Source organism: Bacillus sp. P4_E1 (assembly GCF_056401715.1).
The window spans coordinates 29,437-45,091 of record NZ_JBFUIV010000013.1 but is presented as its reverse complement, the minus strand read 5'-3'; the positions used below and the strand labels follow the sequence as shown (position 1 = coordinate 45,091).

Annotated in this window: 15 protein-coding genes and 2 other annotated features; of the genes, 9 read left to right on the top strand and 6 right to left on the bottom strand. The window is 37.1% G+C overall.

Features of this window, described 5'->3' with window-relative positions; genetic code table 11:
• The first annotated feature begins 52 nt into the window (after window positions 1-52).
• The gene (locus tag AC1DS7_RS18580; protein WP_002088917.1) at window positions 53-1,138 is read left to right on the top strand and encodes a M42 family metallopeptidase; all 1,086 of its coding nucleotides are present in this window, start codon (window positions 53-55) and stop codon (window positions 1,136-1,138) included.
• A 41-nt stretch (window positions 1,139-1,179) separates the two neighbouring features.
• Here AC1DS7_RS18580 and AC1DS7_RS18575 read toward each other — a convergent pair whose 3' ends face one another.
• A complete protein-coding gene (locus tag AC1DS7_RS18575) occupies window positions 1,180-1,797 on the bottom strand; it encodes a TetR/AcrR family transcriptional regulator (RefSeq protein ID WP_002015467.1) in 618 nt (205 codons plus the stop codon).
• 296 nt (window positions 1,798-2,093) lie between these two features.
• On the opposite strand from AC1DS7_RS18575, the gene AC1DS7_RS18570 reads away from it, so the two are divergent.
• Both AC1DS7_RS18570 and AC1DS7_RS18565 read left to right on the top strand, forming a co-directional pair.
• Window positions 2,094-2,747, top strand: a complete 654-nt coding sequence (locus tag AC1DS7_RS18570) for an HlyD family secretion protein (protein WP_002190842.1) — start codon at window positions 2,094-2,096, stop codon at window positions 2,745-2,747.
• 12 nt (window positions 2,748-2,759) lie between these two features.
• Window positions 2,760-4,553 carry a DHA2 family efflux MFS transporter permease subunit gene (locus AC1DS7_RS18565; protein WP_002143335.1) on the top strand — a complete coding sequence of 598 codons (1,794 nt, stop codon included), beginning with the start codon at window positions 2,760-2,762 and terminating at the stop codon, window positions 4,551-4,553.
• A gap of 20 nt (window positions 4,554-4,573) precedes the next feature.
• On the opposite strand, the gene AC1DS7_RS18560 is transcribed toward AC1DS7_RS18565, so the two are convergent.
• A complete protein-coding gene (locus tag AC1DS7_RS18560) occupies window positions 4,574-4,936 on the bottom strand; it encodes a hypothetical protein (protein WP_002129343.1) in 363 nt (120 codons plus the stop codon).
• A gap of 13 nt (window positions 4,937-4,949) precedes the next feature.
• A complete protein-coding gene (locus tag AC1DS7_RS18555; protein WP_002034233.1) occupies window positions 4,950-5,324 on the bottom strand; it encodes a hypothetical protein in 375 nt (124 codons plus the stop codon).
• A gap of 146 nt (window positions 5,325-5,470) precedes the next feature.
• Between AC1DS7_RS18555 and AC1DS7_RS18550 the strand changes: the two genes are divergently transcribed.
• On the top strand, window positions 5,471-6,013 hold the full coding sequence (locus AC1DS7_RS18550) for a sigma-70 family RNA polymerase sigma factor (protein ID WP_159147146.1): 543 nt from the start codon (window positions 5,471-5,473) through the stop codon (window positions 6,011-6,013).
• 21 nt (window positions 6,014-6,034) lie between these two features.
• A complete protein-coding gene (locus AC1DS7_RS18545) occupies window positions 6,035-7,063 on the top strand; it encodes a DUF4179 domain-containing protein (RefSeq protein ID WP_159147144.1) in 1,029 nt (342 codons plus the stop codon).
• Window positions 7,064-7,090: 27 nt separating this feature from the next.
• Here the strand turns inward: AC1DS7_RS18545 and AC1DS7_RS18540 are convergent, their stop codons facing one another.
• The 3 genes from AC1DS7_RS18540 to sspI all read right to left on the bottom strand — a co-directional run bounded on the left by AC1DS7_RS18540 (window position 7,091) and on the right by sspI (window position 8,890).
• Entirely contained in the window at window positions 7,091-7,804 is a 714-nt protein-coding gene (locus tag AC1DS7_RS18540) for a CPBP family intramembrane glutamic endopeptidase (protein ID WP_002129340.1), read from the bottom strand.
• A gap of 139 nt (window positions 7,805-7,943) precedes the next feature.
• Window positions 7,944-8,501 (bottom strand): HD domain-containing protein, encoded by a 558-nt coding sequence (locus AC1DS7_RS18535; RefSeq protein ID WP_002143328.1) that lies wholly within the window; start codon window positions 8,499-8,501, stop codon window positions 7,944-7,946.
• A gap of 179 nt (window positions 8,502-8,680) precedes the next feature.
• On the bottom strand, window positions 8,681-8,890 hold the full coding sequence (gene sspI / locus AC1DS7_RS18530) for a small acid-soluble spore protein SspI (RefSeq protein WP_000009511.1): 210 nt from the start codon (window positions 8,888-8,890) through the stop codon (window positions 8,681-8,683).
• Between the two features lie 82 nt (window positions 8,891-8,972).
• On the opposite strand from sspI, the gene AC1DS7_RS18525 reads away from it, so the two are divergent.
• The 4 genes from AC1DS7_RS18525 (at window position 8,973) to asnS (ending at window position 15,539) form a co-directional block, all read left to right on the top strand.
• Window positions 8,973-9,770, top strand: a complete 798-nt coding sequence (locus AC1DS7_RS18525; RefSeq protein ID WP_002034240.1) for a TrmH family RNA methyltransferase — start codon at window positions 8,973-8,975, stop codon at window positions 9,768-9,770.
• A gap of 92 nt (window positions 9,771-9,862) precedes the next feature.
• Window positions 9,863-10,091 (top strand) — a binding site (T-box leader).
• A gap of 43 nt (window positions 10,092-10,134) precedes the next feature.
• Window positions 10,135-11,169, top strand: a complete 1,035-nt coding sequence (gene pheS, locus AC1DS7_RS18520; protein WP_002015457.1) for a phenylalanine--tRNA ligase subunit alpha — start codon at window positions 10,135-10,137, stop codon at window positions 11,167-11,169.
• A gap of 18 nt (window positions 11,170-11,187) precedes the next feature.
• On the top strand, window positions 11,188-13,608 hold the full coding sequence (gene pheT, locus AC1DS7_RS18515; protein ID WP_159147142.1) for a phenylalanine--tRNA ligase subunit beta: 2,421 nt from the start codon (window positions 11,188-11,190) through the stop codon (window positions 13,606-13,608).
• 235 nt (window positions 13,609-13,843) lie between these two features.
• Window positions 13,844-14,095, top strand: a binding site (T-box leader).
• 52 nt (window positions 14,096-14,147) lie between these two features.
• On the top strand, window positions 14,148-15,539 hold the full coding sequence (gene asnS / locus AC1DS7_RS18510; protein ID WP_002034242.1) for an asparagine--tRNA ligase: 1,392 nt from the start codon (window positions 14,148-14,150) through the stop codon (window positions 15,537-15,539).
• Window positions 15,540-15,655: the final 116 nt, after the last annotated feature.

Here is a 15,655-nt window from a genome sequence, read left to right as displayed (position 1 = left end):
TCAATTTCCTTTTGTATAATAAAGTGACTGAAGAAAAAGGAGGGTGTTGGCAATGATAAAATTAGACGAGACATTGACAATGCTAAAAGAATTAACAGACGCACGCGGTATTGCGGGTAACGAGCGCGAACCACGTGAAGTAATGAAGAAATATATTGAGCCGTTTGCAGATGAACTTTCTACTGACAATTTAGGAAGTTTAGTTGCGAAAAAAGTTGGGGAAGAAAACGGCCCGAAAATTATGGTTGCAGGTCATTTAGATGAAGTCGGATTTATGATTACGCAAATTGATGACAAAGGCTTCCTTCGTTTCCAAACGGTGGGTGGCTGGTGGTCGCAGGTTATGCTTGCACAGCGCGTAACGATTGTAACGCGTAAAGGAGATGTAACAGGTGTAATTGGTTCAAAACCACCGCACATTTTACCTCCAGAAGCTCGTAAAAAGCCAGTTGAAATTAAAGACATGTTCATCGATATTGGTGCTTCTAGCCAAGAAGAAGCGATGGAGTGGGGCATCCGACCAGGAGATCAAGTTGTACCGTACTTCGAATTCCAAGTGATGAAGAATGAAAAGATGTTACTTGCAAAAGCATGGGATAACCGAATTGGTTGTGCAATTGCAATTGACGTATTAAAACAATTAAAAGATGAAAAGCATCCAAACGTTGTATACGGCGTTGGGACTGTACAAGAAGAAGTTGGTCTTCGTGGTGCGAAAACATCTGCAAACTATATTAAGCCAGATATCGCATTCGCAGTAGATGTAGGTATTGCTGGTGATACACCAGGTGTAACGGCAAAAGAAGCACAAAGTAAAATGGGTGATGGTCCGCAGATCATTCTATATGATGCTTCTGTTATTGGTCATACAGGTTTACGTGATTTCGTTGTTGATGTTGCGGATGAATTACAAATTCCATATCAGTATGATTCTGTAGCGGGCGGGGGAACGGACGCAGGAGCAATTCACATTTCTGTAAATGGTATCCCATCTATGGCAATTACGATTGCGACACGCTACATTCATTCTCATGCAGCGATGTTACATCGTGATGATTATGAAAACGCAGTGAAGTTAATTGTAGAAGTTATTAAACGTCTTGATAAAGAGGCTGTACATAACATTACATTTAATTAATAGAAAAAAGCGAAGGATAACCTCCTTCGCTTTTTTCATTTTTAAAACGGTCTTTCTAATCCTGCTGCAGTATGAGCTCCTAAAATAATTAAGCGAGTTAATTGCATTGCCATGAAATGTGGGGTATAAATCATGCCTCTTTTTAACCATGACATAATCATTCCGATATGAGCGCCTGTAACATAACTAATAAGAATATCACGAGGGACCATAAGGTCTTCATCATCTGGCTGGGAAATAGATAGGCTTAATGTTAAATGTGTTTGAATTGTTTTCATCATTTTATAAGAATAGTTTCCAGCTGCCTTATCGCCGAGCATAACGTTATAGAAATTAGTATTGTCTGCGATATGCTCAAACAAAGCTAAAAAAGTTGGATGCGGTGAATCAAAAGTGAGCTGAAAATCTTCTTTATTTCGATTTTGTGGTTTAATTACTGCAGCTAGTTTTTCTAACATTTCTTCTATGCTTTTTTCTAATAAATCATATTTATCATGGTAATGGCTATAAAATGTAGCACGATTTACAGGAGCGCGTTCCGCGATATGTTGCACAGTTACATTTTCGAAGCCCTTTTCGCCTACTAAAGCGACAAAAGCATCCTGTATGAGTTGTCTCGTTCGTTTTACACGTGGATCATTTGTATTTTTAATAGACATTTTTACTTCACCTCGTTTAATTTTTTAACCTTAAACAACACATGTATAGTGTAATGTTGTTTAAACAACATATAGGTTTAAATTGTTGGTTGTAGATTCGGGATAATTATTTATAATTATAAACGATAGTCCTTTAGAAATCAGCACCGCTAGGATGCAGACAAAACATAGTTTGCGTCGTAAAAGGTGTGCTTTTTTTGTTTAAAGGTTAATATAATTAACAATTAAACAATATAAACACTAAGGATATAAATAGTTTAGAAAAAAATTATATGCGATATAAGGAGAGGAATGCAATGAATCAGTTTCGAAGAATGGTAATTATCAACATTATCACATTAATTGTATTAGTTGGCGGCGGTATTGGCGGTTATTACTATTACAATCAAGCGGAAAACTATTTAAAAACAGAAAATGCAAAGATTGACGGGAAAGTAATCCCAATTGCATCACCAGTAGCAGGTAAATTAACAGACTGGAAAGCTGAAGTCGGAAAAAATTACAATGAGAACGATAAATTAGGTGCGGTTACTGTAGCAGGAGCAAATGGTGAGCAAACAGTAGATGTAACAATTCCGCAAAATGCAACAGTTGTACAATCAAATGCAACAACTAATGCGTTCGTTGGGGCAGGTAGCCCAATTGCTTATGCATTTGATATGAGCAATTTATGGGTAACAGCAAATATTGAAGAAACAAATATTGATGATGTTCAAAAAGGCCAAACAGTAGATGTGTATGTAGACGCATACCCAGATACAACGTTAACGGGAAAAGTAGAACAAGTTGGATTAACAACAGCGAATACATTCTCGATGTTACCATCAAGTAACGCAACAGCGAACTATACGAAAGTAAAGCAAGTTGTACCAGTTAAAGTTTCTTTAGATCATAGTAAATCAGTAAATATTGTTCCTGGAATGAATGTGTCAGTTCGTATTCATAAGTAAGGGGGAGATGAGATGTCCTCAATTGCAATTGTAGGATATGCACTATTTTGTATAATCGTCTTCTTCCTTGTAAATCGTCTTTTACGAAAGAAAAAAACGAATGTGGGAGAAGAACAAGTCCCAGCCGTAAGTAAGATAGAAGTAAGTCAAGCAGAAACAGTAGAGAAAGAACTTGAACAAAAACAAGAAACAGAAGCTTCTAACGTAGTGGAATTAGAAACAGGGAAGCAAGAGCAAGTAAAACAGGAAAAAGAAATGCTGAAGAGACAATTGCCGGTAGAGAATGTGAATGTAAAGGCAGTTGTAGCTGTATTAATTCTCGGTATGTTCGTTTCTATTTTAAACCAAACGATCATTAATGTTGCACTGCCTCCATTAATGAATGAATTTAACGTATCAACTTCAACAGCACAATGGTTAATTACAGGCTTCATGCTTGTAAACGGGATTTTAGTACCAATCAGTGCATTTTTAGTTTCACGATTTACGTATCGTAAATTATTCATAGCAGCAATGTTATTCTTCACTGTAGGATCTATCATTTGTGCTACATCAGGAAACTTTACAATGATGATGACAGGCCGTGTTGTTCAAGCGGTTGGTGCAGGTATTTTAATGCCAGTTGGTATGAATATCTTCATGACATTATTCCCGCCTAATAAACGCGGAGCAGCTATGGGGTTACTTGGGGTAGCGATGATTTTAGCACCAGCTATCGGACCAACTGTAACAGGTTGGGTAATTGAAAACTATAGCTGGAACTTAATGTTCTATGGGATGTTTGTTATCGGTTTAATTATTACGTTCTTATCTTTTAAATTCTTTACACTAGCTCAGCCAGTGTCCAAAACAAAGTTAGATGTATTCGGTGTTATTAGTTCAAGTATTGGACTAGGTAGCTTACTGTACGGATTTAGTGAAGCTGGAAATAATGGCTGGACTAGTGCAGAAGTTGTTATAACACTTATCATCGGTGTCATTGGTTTAGCTGTATTTATTTGGAGAGAGTTAACAACAGACAATAAAATGCTTGATTTACAAGTGTTTAAATATCCGACGTTCACTTTCACATTAGTAATTAACGCGATTGTAACGATGGCCTTATTCGGAGGTATGTTATTACTTCCAGTATACTTGCAAAACATTCGCGGTTTTACACCGATGGAATCTGGTTTATTATTACTTCCAGGATCATTAATTATGGGGATCATGGGACCAGTTGCAGGTAAACTATTTGATAAGTATGGTATTCGTCCGTTAGCAATTGTCGGATTAGCCATTACAACATTTGCGACATATAAATTTACAACGTTATCGATGGATACACCGTATAGCGTTATTATGACGGATTATATTATACGCTCAATTGGTATGTCATTCATTATGATGCCAATTATGACAGCTGGTATGAATGCACTGCCGATGAAATTAATTTCTCACGGTACAGCAACGCAAAATACGTCAAGACAAGTAGCTGGTTCAATTGGAACAGCGATATTAATCACGCTTATGACGCAACAAACTACTGCTCACGTAGCGGATTACGGCAATATGTTAACAACGTCAAACCCGATTTTAGTTGATAAAGTACACGGTATGGGCCAAAGCTTAGCGGCATTAGCCGGATCAGCTCAAGCAGGAGATGCGATGAGTACACAACTATTATTCGGACAAATTTCAAAGCTATCTGCAATTAACGGTATTAACGATGCCTTCTTAATTGCAACAATACTCGCAGGTATTGCTTGGGTGTTATCGTTCTTCTTACCATCAGGCAATAAACCAAATAGAAAAGCAGGGAATTAATTTCCCTGCTTTTTTGTCTTTTAAAGAGTTAGATATAAAAAATGATAACCAGCTACGGAGCACAGCCCTGTTATAAACAAAATTGTTCCCATAGCACGAATGCTGGATATTTGTCTTCCACTTATAATAGCTAATAGTCCAGCTAAAGAGAAGAAACACCAATATAAAGTTCCTGAAATTGGAACCATCCCCTCTAAATCTATTCCAAAACCTATACAAATGATAGGAACAACGATAAGCGATATGCTAATTAAACCAGCTATAACGATAAATGATTTTCGATATTTCATTCCGGCAGCAATTAAAAAAATGCCAACGATGCCTTCACATAATAACAAAATAGGGGCTAAGATAAGCCAAATAAATAAGTTGGTAGATTCCATATGTAATAACCCCTTAACGAATAAAAGATGAATCAGGCATGGACATGAGTTGATAGCAAATAGCTGCAAACAGTCCTATTGAGAAAATAATGAATCCCATGTTGCGTATACTCTTAATTTTTGAACGTACCCCATTCAATCCTGCTAATAAACCAGCTAGAGAGAAAAGTATCCAATATAGGACAGGTGGAATGTGGAGAACGGTCTCTCCATTGATCCCTTTGTTCAAAAAAATAAAAGGCATTATAACGAATGAAAAGCAAATAATCCCCATTAAGATAACAAGTAATTTCCGATATTTAATTCCTGTTACCATTAAAAAAATACCACCAGCAATCCCGCATAGTAAGAGAAGTGGCGTAAAAAGTATCCAAATAATACTGAACATATGTAAACTCCTTCAAGTGAATTAAGTTATATTTTACTACATGAGGTTTATTTTGGATATTATTAATAAATATGTATAAATTGATAGAAATGAGAAGCAACGATACGAATTAATAGATGTAGAGAACGTTAGAGAGGAGGGGACATATGAAAATTACAGAAGAGAACGTTGCAATGCAACTACGGAAAAGGAACGAAAAAGCATTATATTTTATTATCGACCGGTACGGCGGACTTATAAAAAGTATTATTCAGAAGCATTTAGCCTCTTTTCAAGATGTGCAAGAGGAATGTATGGATGATGTGTTATTAGCGATTTGGAATCATATTGAAAAGTATGATGAGGAGAAAAATACTTTAAAAAATTGGATTGCAGCTATTACAAAATATAAATCTATCGACTATGCGAGGAAATATGCGAAAACAGTAAATGAAAAAGGGTTAGATCAAATAGGTGAAATAGCGATGCATACCGATACGACTAAAAATGAAATTAGTAATGATATGGAACATATATTAGATCATTTAAAGAAGAACGATAAAGAAATCTTTATGAAGCATTACGTGGAAGAAGATAGTGTAGAAAATATTGCAGAGAAAATGGGAGTGAAAACTTCTTTTATATACAATCGTCTATCGAGAGGACGGAAGAAGCTAAGGGCATTATTTTTACATAATCGAATGAAGTAAATAAGAAAAGGGGTGAAGGAAATGAAAGATCCGTATGAAATGTTAAATGATATAAAAATTGATGAAAATGAATATAAAGAAGTTAACTTAACTCATATAGAGAAAAAGAAAATACAAAAGCGAATTAGCAAAAAGATAAGAAAGAACAAAGGTCATACGAAACGTAATATGGCTATTGTAACATCGGCTGCGGCATTATTTATCATGATGATGACTGTAGATATGAGAAGGATGATTGCAGATATACCGTTAATCGGAAGTAAAATGGAAGACTACGTAAACAGTAGAGGAGAACCTTTAAAAGAATATAAAACGACAATAGGACAAACGGTTTATGATAACGGTGTAGAAGTAAGGTTAGATGAAGTGATGATAGATGAGGGACAGATTATTGTTAATAGTACGTTTAAATCTAGCAGTGTTAATCTAGGAGGTATTTTTTTACCGCACCCGAATATTTATATAAACGGAAAAGAGTTAAATGGTAGTGGTGGTGGGGGGGATCAAAAAGTAAACGATTATACATACACATTTTTTACTACTACAAATTTGAAAGATTCACAAATGAAGCCAATGGAATTGGATGGGGAACTAGATATACAAATTATATATAGAAGACTTATGCCGTTAAAAGATAAAACCTCAATAAAAGGAGAATGGGGCTTTTCCTTTAAGGCATCTGGAGACAAATTAAAAGCTGAAACGAAAACAATCCCAATCCATAAACATTTTAAATTGGAAAATGGTCAAAAAATAGAAGTGGAAGATTTGAAAGTGTCTCCTGTATCTACGAAGTTAAATTATAAAATGATGAACGGAACAAAGTTAGATGTGACATTTACTGCAAAAGATCAAGATGGGAAAGAGTTAAAACCAGTTTCAGGTCATACATTAGCGGAAAATAGTTATTGGCGTTTTGAAAAGCTAGAGGACAGTGTAACGAAAATTGTACTGACACCTGTCCTAACTTCTGGTGAAGAGGGAGAAAAGAAAACGAATTATCGAAAAGTGTTAACGGAAGAAGAGTTTGAAGTTGTGATAAAAGAGTAGAAAGAGGTATCGTGATGACACCTCTTTCTAACTCAAGAATGCTAACATATTATTCATAATATGAAATAACATAGCTGGAATAATGGATTTTGTTTTTTTACATAAAATAGCCATTAATAATCCCATGAAGAAAGTAATTACCATTACTCCAAGTGAGTATGTATGAGCGATACCGAAGAAGAAGCTTGTTATGATGGCTGCAATCCAAAATGGAAAGCGTTCTGAGAAGAAGCGAAGTATAAAACCACGGAAAATAAGCTCTTCAAAAATTGGTGTGAGTATAGCGAAGCCGAGAAGTAATAATATTTGATACTGCTTAAAAACGTCTAAGTTTAGTGCGGAAGATTGCTGCTTCGTTGCGTCTTGGAACACATAATTTAACAAGATGTAATTGAGTATAATGTTTATAGCGAAGAAAAGAAGTAAGTATACGTATGTACGCCATTCTTTAAGTACTTTAAAGTTAAAAGATTTTAGTAGTAATTTTTTTGCGGGTTCGAATTTGAAAATGAAGAATAACAACACGGCTAGTTGTAATATGATACTTGCAGTATTTGCAATAGATTCATACAGGGCAATTTGTTTTTTATCTGTAAGACCGGCTGTATAAATTGTTAAGGGCATTGCGAGGAACACAGTAATAAGTCCGGTTCCGAAAAAAGCGAATAAAACGGAGCTAATAAATTGTCCCCATGACATAGAGTATTTCTGTTCATTAGAAAGTTGTGTAGCGGGTTGCATTTGTAAAATCACCTCTCTATATTTGTATATTTAATTATAAAGTATTTTGCTTTTGGGTGTAACATTTAAATATTACATACAAAGGTGTATTTTTCGCAAAATAATAAAAGAGGTATCACCCTATAGTGATGCCTCTTTCTCATTGATAACTATGTTCTGCCTTGTCATTCAATTTCTTTTGCTCTATTTGTAATTCACGCTCTACCAATCGGTCTAATTGCTGAATAGCTTTCAATGCTTTTTCGTAAGAAATCGTTCTATAATGGTGCGCTCCGCCCGGTTCTTCATCTGCTTCGTCTGCCCATTTAATAATGTTTTGAAGAGATGTTCTTTCAATTTCTTGCTGTACTAAGAAAGAATCTGTATGAAGAAGAATCGCAATAGAAATTTCTTTTGCTAGTTTAGGATGTTCTCCTAATCTAATAAGCAATTTATGAGATCTTTCTGCCCCTTTAATCGCATGTATATCATTCTTTTTATACAAGTCATAGTCCCATTCGCCGCCTGTGTACCACGTATGATGTCCGATATCATGAAGGAAGCCAGCCTTTGTCGCAGCATCGACTGAGGCGTGATGCTTTTTGGCTAAGTGAAACGCATGGTAAGCGACAGCAATCGCGTGGACCATTCCAGAACGGTTTACATATTTTTGTGTAATGTGATGTTTAAAAACTTGTTCAAGCGTAATACGTTGCATAAAACATTCACTCCTTTTATCTAATGATGTACATGAAGAAAAATCGATCGGTTTAAATGTATTTTGAACATTGTACTCCATCGGGGTAGCGTTAGTAAAGTAGAAATGTTTAGGAGAAGAAAAATTTTATAGACATAAAAGGTCACCTTAGTTTTTTTTCTAAGGTGACCTTTTATTGCTTATTTTTTTAATCCTTGCTCCAGTGTTCCTAACATTTCGTGTTTTTCATTTTCATCAGCATTTTTCCAAATGACTTCGAATAAAACGCCAAGACCTGGAAGCATTTTTTCTTCACCGCTTTGAATTGCATCGACAATCGTTTCTTGTAATTGATCTTGTGAATTTCCAGATACATTCGCTAATACCGCGCCGCGTAAATTAAAACTCATTATCTTCACCTCTTCTTCAGAATTGAAACTGACGTTAGTTTTTGTTCTTTTTTATGTAAATATGTATGAAAAATAGGCTATAATGATAAGACAAGAAGAGAGGGAAATACATATTATGAAAAACATTGATTCAGTACAAAACCCGCGTGTGAAGCAGTGGAAAAAGCTGCAGACGAAAAAAGAGCGCGATAACAAAGCTTTATTTTTTGTAGAAGGATTCCATTTAGTAGAGGAAGCGTTAAAGGCAGGAGTTGTAACAGAACTTATCGTTTCAGATCAGACAGATCTTCCGAAAGATTGGACAGTTAATGATGTTGAAATGTATATTGTGCCTGAAGCAATTGTAAAAGTACTTCGCGAAACAGAAACAACGCAAGGTGTATTTGCTGTTTGTGAGAAACATGAGAAAGAAGTAGCTCTTACTGATGGGAAATTTCTTTTATTAGACGGCCTTCAAGACCCAGGTAATTTGGGAACGATTATTCGTACAGCGGATGCAGCTGGTATTCATGCCGTTGTGCTTGGAGAAGGGTGCGTTGATGTTTATAATAGTAAAGTACTACGATCTACACAAGGTTCTATTTTCCACTTACCGGTTGTAAAAGGGAACTTAGAAGAATGGGTAGACAAGTTAAAAGAAAATAACGTCCCTGTATATGGAACAGCTCTTGAAAATGGAGTTCCATTTGCTGAAGTAACCCCGGCTGGAAGTTTTGCATTAATTGTAGGGAATGAAGGAAGCGGCGTACGCCAAGAAATTCTTGCGAAAAGTGATCAAAACTTGTATATTCCGATTTACGGCGGGGCAGAATCATTAAATGTTGCGGTTGCAGCAGGGATTTTAACGTATTATTTACAAAGCCCAGTTGCGAATCGATAAAAAACTTCTTATAATAAGTTGAAGTGCATGTTCATAAAAAAGTGGTGAAATGAGTATCGAACTTTTTTGAACATATAATAAAAGTATATTAATGAAAAACGTTGATAGAGAAGAGTAGCTTACAAAATCGCCATATAGGGAGAGAGTGCCGTAGACTGAAAGCATTCTTATGGTAGATGGAAGTGAATTCACCTCTGGAGTTGGCGCCAGGACCATTTATATGTAAAGGCGTTCCGGTCAGAATTGATCGTTATAACTAATGAGTGGGCAGACTTGTTCTGTCAATTTAGGGTGGTACCGCGAATTTACCTCGTCCCTTTTTGGGAGCGGGGTTTTTTTATTTTTAAAATTAGGAGGGTTCCAAATGGAAGCACGTTTAAAAGAGCTAAAGCAAAAAGCGTTAGAGCTTATTGAAGAAGCGAAAGAGCTAAAGGGCTTAAACGACGTACGCGTAGCGTATTTAGGGAAAAAAGGTCCAATTACAGAAGTATTACGCGGCATGGGAAAATTATCAGCAGAAGAGCGTCCACGTATGGGAGCATTAGTAAATGAAGTACGTGAAGCGATTCAAACGCGTCTAGAAGACAAAATTGGTAACTTAGAAAAAGCAGTAATTGAGGCGAAATTAGCTACTGAAACAATTGATGTTACACTGCCAGGTCGTCCTGTTGAAACAGGTTGTCACCATCCGTTAACAGCAGTTGTTGAACAAATTGAAGATGTATTCATCGGTATGGGTTATGAAGTAGCTGAAGGCACAGAAGTAGAAAAAGACTACTACAACTTCGAAGCATTAAACTTACCGAAAGATCACCCAGCGCGTGATATGCAAGATACATTCTACATTACAGAAGAAACGTTACTACGTACACATACATCTTCTGTGCAAGCACGTACGATGGAAAAGAATAAAGAAAAAGGACCGATTAAAATTATTTGTCCTGGTAAAGTGTATCGCCGCGATGACGATGATGCAACGCATTCACACCAATTCATGCAAATTGAAGGTCTTGTAATTGATAAAAATATTCGCATGAGTGACTTAAAAGGTACACTGCAAGTATTCGTGAAAAAGATGTTCGGTGAAGATCGTGAAATCCGTCTTCGTCCAAGTTTTTTCCCATTCACAGAGCCGTCTGTAGAGATGGATATTTCTTGTATGATGTGTCACGGTAAAGGTTGTGGCACTTGTAAAGGGACTGGCTGGATCGAAATTTTAGGAGCAGGTATGGTTCACCCGAACGTACTTGAAATGGCTGGTTATGATTCAAAAGAATATCAAGGTTTCGCATTCGGTATGGGCGCAGAGCGTATCGCAATGTTGAAATACGGCGTAGATGACATTCGTCATTTCTATACAAATGATGTACGTTTCTTACAGCAGTTCAAACGAGCGTAAGGGAAGGAGAGGATAAATATGTTCGTATCATATCGTTGGTTACAAGAGTATGTAGATATTAAAGATGTAACAGCACAAGAACTAGCAGACAAAATCACGAAAAGTGGTATTGAAGTAGAAGGTGTTGAAGTATTAAATAAAGGTGTAAAAGGTGTTGTAGTTGGTCACGTATTAGAATGTGAAAAACACCCAGAAGCTGATAAATTAAGCAAATGCTTAATCGATATCGGTGAAGAAGAACCGGTTCAAATTATTTGTGGAGCTGCTAACATTGCAAAAGGTTTAAAAGTACCAGTTGCAAAAGTTGGCGCTGTACTTCCTGGTAACTTCAAAATTAAAAAAGCAAAACTACGCGGGGAAGCTTCTCACGGTATGGTTTGTGCTCTTCAAGAGCTTGGTATCGATGGGAAATTCGTTGCGAAAGAATATGCAGACGGTATCTTCATCTTCCCAAGTGATGCTGAAGTTGGTGCAGATGCACTTGAAATTTTAAATTTAAATGATGAAGTACTTGAGCTTGGTTTAACACCAAACCGTGCAGATTGCTTAAACATGTTAGGTGTTGCATATGAAGTAGCTGCTATTTACGGCCGTGAAGTAAAACTTCCAGCTATCGACTTACAAGAAACAGCAGAAAAAACTTCTGATTACATTTCTGTAAGTGTAGAAGCGAAAGAAGAAAACCCATTATATATTGCAAAAATGGTGAAGAACGTAAAGATTGGTCCATCACCAATGTGGATGCAAACTCGTCTTATGGCAGCTGGCATTCGTCCAATTAGTAATGTAGTTGATATTACAAACTACATTTTAATGGAATACGGTCAACCGTTACATGCATTCGATTACGATAAATTAGGTTCAAAAGAAATCGTTGTTCGTCTTGCAAAAGAAGGCGAAAAGATTCAAACATTAGATGCTCAAGAACGTACGTTACAAAGCCACCATCTTGTAATTACAAACGGCACAAAAGCGTTAGCTGTTGCTGGTGTAATGGGCGGAGCGGATTCTGAAGTTGATAGCGAGACAGTAAACGTTCTAATTGAGTCTGCATACTTTGCAGGTCAAACAGTGCGTCGTACATCAAAAGACTTAGGTCTTCGTAGCGAATCAAGTGCACGTTTTGAAAAAGGAATCGACCCAACACGTACATTTGAAGCAATTCAACATGCAGCTGCTTTAATGGCAAAATACGCTGGTGGAGAAGCACTTGAAGGTGTAGTAGAAGCTGATAACTTACAAGTACAAGAACGTACAGTATCTGTTACAGCTGAAAAAGTAAATCGTGTATTAGGTACAGATATTTCTGCGAGTGAAATGGGTACAATGTTCACAAACTTAAAATTCCCATTCACAGAAGTAGAAGGAACATTCCATGTAAATGTACCAGCACGTCGTCCTGACATTACAATTTCAGAAGACTTAGTAGAAGAAGTAGGTCGTCTGTATGGTTATGATCACATTCCAGTTACATTACCATCTGGAACAATGACACGTGGTAAATTAACATCAGCACAAACGAAACGTCGTAAAGTACGCCGCTTCCTAGAAGGTGCTGGTTTATATGAAGCAATCACATATTCATTAACAAGCGCTGACAAAGCGAAACAATATATGGTTGAGCCGAACGAAAAAGCTCCTGTCAATCTTGCGCTTCCAATGAGCGAAGAGCGTAGCCAACTTCGTTTAAGCTTAGTGCCACAATTGTTAGAAGCAGTTTCATACAATGTTGCACGTAAAAACGACAGCGTTGCATTATATGAAGTAGGTTCTATCTTCTTACCAACAGAAGCAGGAGAACTTCCGAAAGAAGAACAACATCTTGCAGGTGTTATGACAGGTCTTGCTCTTCACCATGCATGGCAAGGTGAGAAGAAAGTTGTAGACTTCTTCGTTGTTAAAGGTGTATTAGAAGGATTATTCGACGTACTTGGCGTGGCAAATCAAATCACTTATGCACCAGCAAAACGTGAAGGTATGCACCCAGGCCGTACTGCTGACATCGTATTAGATGGTGAAGCAATCGGATTCATCGGTCAATTGCACCCGGAAACAGAAAAACAATTAGATGTGAAAAATACATTCGTATTCGAATTATCTCTTGCAAAAGTATTCGGTGCAGACGCTGAGGGAACTTACTACTCAGCAATTCCACGTTTCCCATCTATGACACGTGATATGGCTGTTGTAGTAACAACAGAAACAAAAGCTGGTGAAATGAAGCAAGTCATTGCTGAAGCTGGCGGAGAACTTCTGAAAGACGTAGCACTATTCGACTTATACGAAGGTGAAAAAATGGAAGAAGGCAGGAAATCACTTGCATTCTCTATGAACTACTTCGATGCAGAACGTACATTAACAGACGAAGAAGTAACAGAAGCACATAACCGTGTATTAACAGCGGTAGAAGAGAAATTTGGTGCGGAGTTACGTAAGTAATAAAAAATTGCCGGATTAAGTCCGGCAATTTTTTTTATGGCACGATTGTCGGAAAATGTCGGTAAGTCGATATATTATAAAAATCGCCGATATATTTGGAGTTATGATCGATATATTATAAAAATCGCTGATATATTTGGAGTTACGGTCGATATATTGCGAAAATCGCTGATATATTTTCTGGCATCTTGCATCTTTCTCTCGAATGTAGTACATTAATTTTAGTTTAACAAAACGAAAGACGATGATAAGGAAAAGTAGTATATACTATAATCCAAAGCGAGTCAGGGACGGTGAGAGCCTGATGAGGCGGTATATGTGAAGAACACCTTGGAGTTGCTAACCGAAATTGAAACTTGTATTCAAGAGTAGACTTAGACGGGAATCCGGCCTGTTACAAACCGGGAAGTATGTATTACATACGAGTTAAAGTTGGTCTTTATGACAAATTGGGTGGTACCGCGAAGTTTAACCTTTCGTCCCTTTATGGATGAAAGGTTTTTTTGTATTTAAATATATGAGTAAAGGAGAATTTTACTATGGAAAACACATTAGTAAAAAGTCTGTATAGAGATACAGATAAATACGCAGATCAAACAGTACAAGTATCGGGTTGGATTCGTAACTTACGTGATTCAAAAGCATTTGGTTTCATCGAATTAAACGACGGTAGCTTCTTCAAAGGTGTTCAAATCGTTTTCGATACAGAATTAGAGAACTTCAAAGAAATTGCAAAGCTTCCACTAAGCTCTTCAGTTAAAGTAGAAGGTAAAGTAATTGCAACGCCTGGAGCGAAGCAACCATTTGAAATTAAAGCAGAAAAAATTGATATCGAGGGCTTATCAGACTCTGATTACCCACTTCAAAAGAAGCGTCATACGTTTGAATATTTACGTACAATCGCTCACTTACGTCCAAGAACAAATGCATTCTCTGCAACGTTCCGTGTGCGTTCTATCGCAGCATTTGCGATTCACCAGTTCTTCCAAGAGCGTGGATTCGTACATGTTCACACACCAATCATCACTGGTAGTGATACAGAAGGTGCAGGCGAAATGTTCCGCGTAACAACGCAAGATTTAAACAACGTACCTAAAGGTGAAGACGGACAAGTTGACGAATCAAAAGACTTCTTCGGTAAAGAAACAAACTTAACAGTAAGTGGACAGCTTAATGCTGAAGCTTATGCGTTAGCATTCCGTGATGTGTACACATTCGGTCCTACATTCCGTGCAGAAAACTCAAACACAACTCGCCACGCAGCTGAGTTCTGGATGGTTGAGCCTGAGATTGCATTCGCTGAGTTAGGCGATGTAATGGATCTTACAGAAGATATGCTGAAATATGCAATGAAATACGTACTAGAGCATGCACCAGAAGAAATGGACTTCTTCAACAGCTTCGTTGATAAAACAGTTCTAGAGCGCATGAACAACGTAATCAACTCTGACTTCGGTCGCATCACTTATACAGAAGCAATTAAAGTACTTCAAGAATCAGGTGCTGAATTCAAATACCCAGTAGAATGGGGTATTGACTTACAAACAGAGCACGAAAGATACTTATCAGAAGAAATCTTCAAACGCCCTGTATTCGTAACTGACTATCCGAAAGACATTAAAGCATTCTACATGCGTATGAACGAAGATGGTAAAACAGTAGCAGCTACTGACCTTCTAGTTCCTGGCATCGGCGAATTAATCGGCGGAAGTCAACGTGAAGAAAGAATGGACGTTTTAGTAGACAGAATTAAAGAATTAGGTATGAACGAAGAGGACTACTGGTGGTACTTAGAACTTAGAAAATACGGCGGTACAAAACACGCTGGATTCGGTCTAGGTTTCGAGCGCTTCCTAATGTACATTACTGGCATGGCTAACATCCGTGACGTAATTCCATTCCCAAGAACTCCAGGTTCTTCTGAGTTTTAAGATATAAAAAAGCGAGAGGATTTCCTCTCGCTTTTTTTATTGGAAAGGGTGTAACTACAAGCCGAATTTTATAAAGTATTTCACGATTGGAAAAGATGTTGTTCATAGTTCCCTTC

Bases quoted from the DNA above. Each gene is read 5' to 3' on its own strand.
- sspI (WP_000009511.1), bottom strand. From the start codon at position 8,890: ATGAGTTTTAATTTACGCGGCGCGGTATTAGCGAATGTATCTGGAAAT.
- pheS (WP_002015457.1), top strand. From the start codon at position 10,135: ATGGAAGCACGTTTAAAAGAGCTAAAGCAAAAAGCGTTAGAGCTTATT.
- AC1DS7_RS18550 (WP_159147146.1), top strand. From the start codon at position 5,471: ATGAAAATTACAGAAGAGAACGTTGCAATGCAACTACGGAAAAGGAAC.
- AC1DS7_RS18540 (WP_002129340.1), bottom strand. From the start codon at position 7,804: ATGCAACCCGCTACACAACTTTCTAATGAACAGAAATACTCTATGTCA.
- AC1DS7_RS18570 (WP_002190842.1), top strand. From the start codon at position 2,094: ATGAATCAGTTTCGAAGAATGGTAATTATCAACATTATCACATTAATT.
- pheT (WP_159147142.1), top strand. From the start codon at position 11,188: ATGTTCGTATCATATCGTTGGTTACAAGAGTATGTAGATATTAAAGAT.
- asnS (WP_002034242.1), top strand. From the start codon at position 14,148: ATGGAAAACACATTAGTAAAAAGTCTGTATAGAGATACAGATAAATAC.
- AC1DS7_RS18580 (WP_002088917.1), top strand. From the start codon at position 53: ATGATAAAATTAGACGAGACATTGACAATGCTAAAAGAATTAACAGAC.
- AC1DS7_RS18575 (WP_002015467.1), bottom strand. From the start codon at position 1,797: ATGTCTATTAAAAATACAAATGATCCACGTGTAAAACGAACGAGACAA.
- AC1DS7_RS18555 (WP_002034233.1), bottom strand. From the start codon at position 5,324: ATGTTCAGTATTATTTGGATACTTTTTACGCCACTTCTCTTACTATGC.
- AC1DS7_RS18560 (WP_002129343.1), bottom strand. From the start codon at position 4,936: ATGGAATCTACCAACTTATTTATTTGGCTTATCTTAGCCCCTATTTTG.
- AC1DS7_RS18565 (WP_002143335.1), top strand. From the start codon at position 2,760: ATGTCCTCAATTGCAATTGTAGGATATGCACTATTTTGTATAATCGTC.
- AC1DS7_RS18535 (WP_002143328.1), bottom strand. From the start codon at position 8,501: ATGCAACGTATTACGCTTGAACAAGTTTTTAAACATCACATTACACAA.
- AC1DS7_RS18525 (WP_002034240.1), top strand. From the start codon at position 8,973: ATGATAAGACAAGAAGAGAGGGAAATACATATTATGAAAAACATTGAT.
- AC1DS7_RS18545 (WP_159147144.1), top strand. From the start codon at position 6,035: ATGAAAGATCCGTATGAAATGTTAAATGATATAAAAATTGATGAAAAT.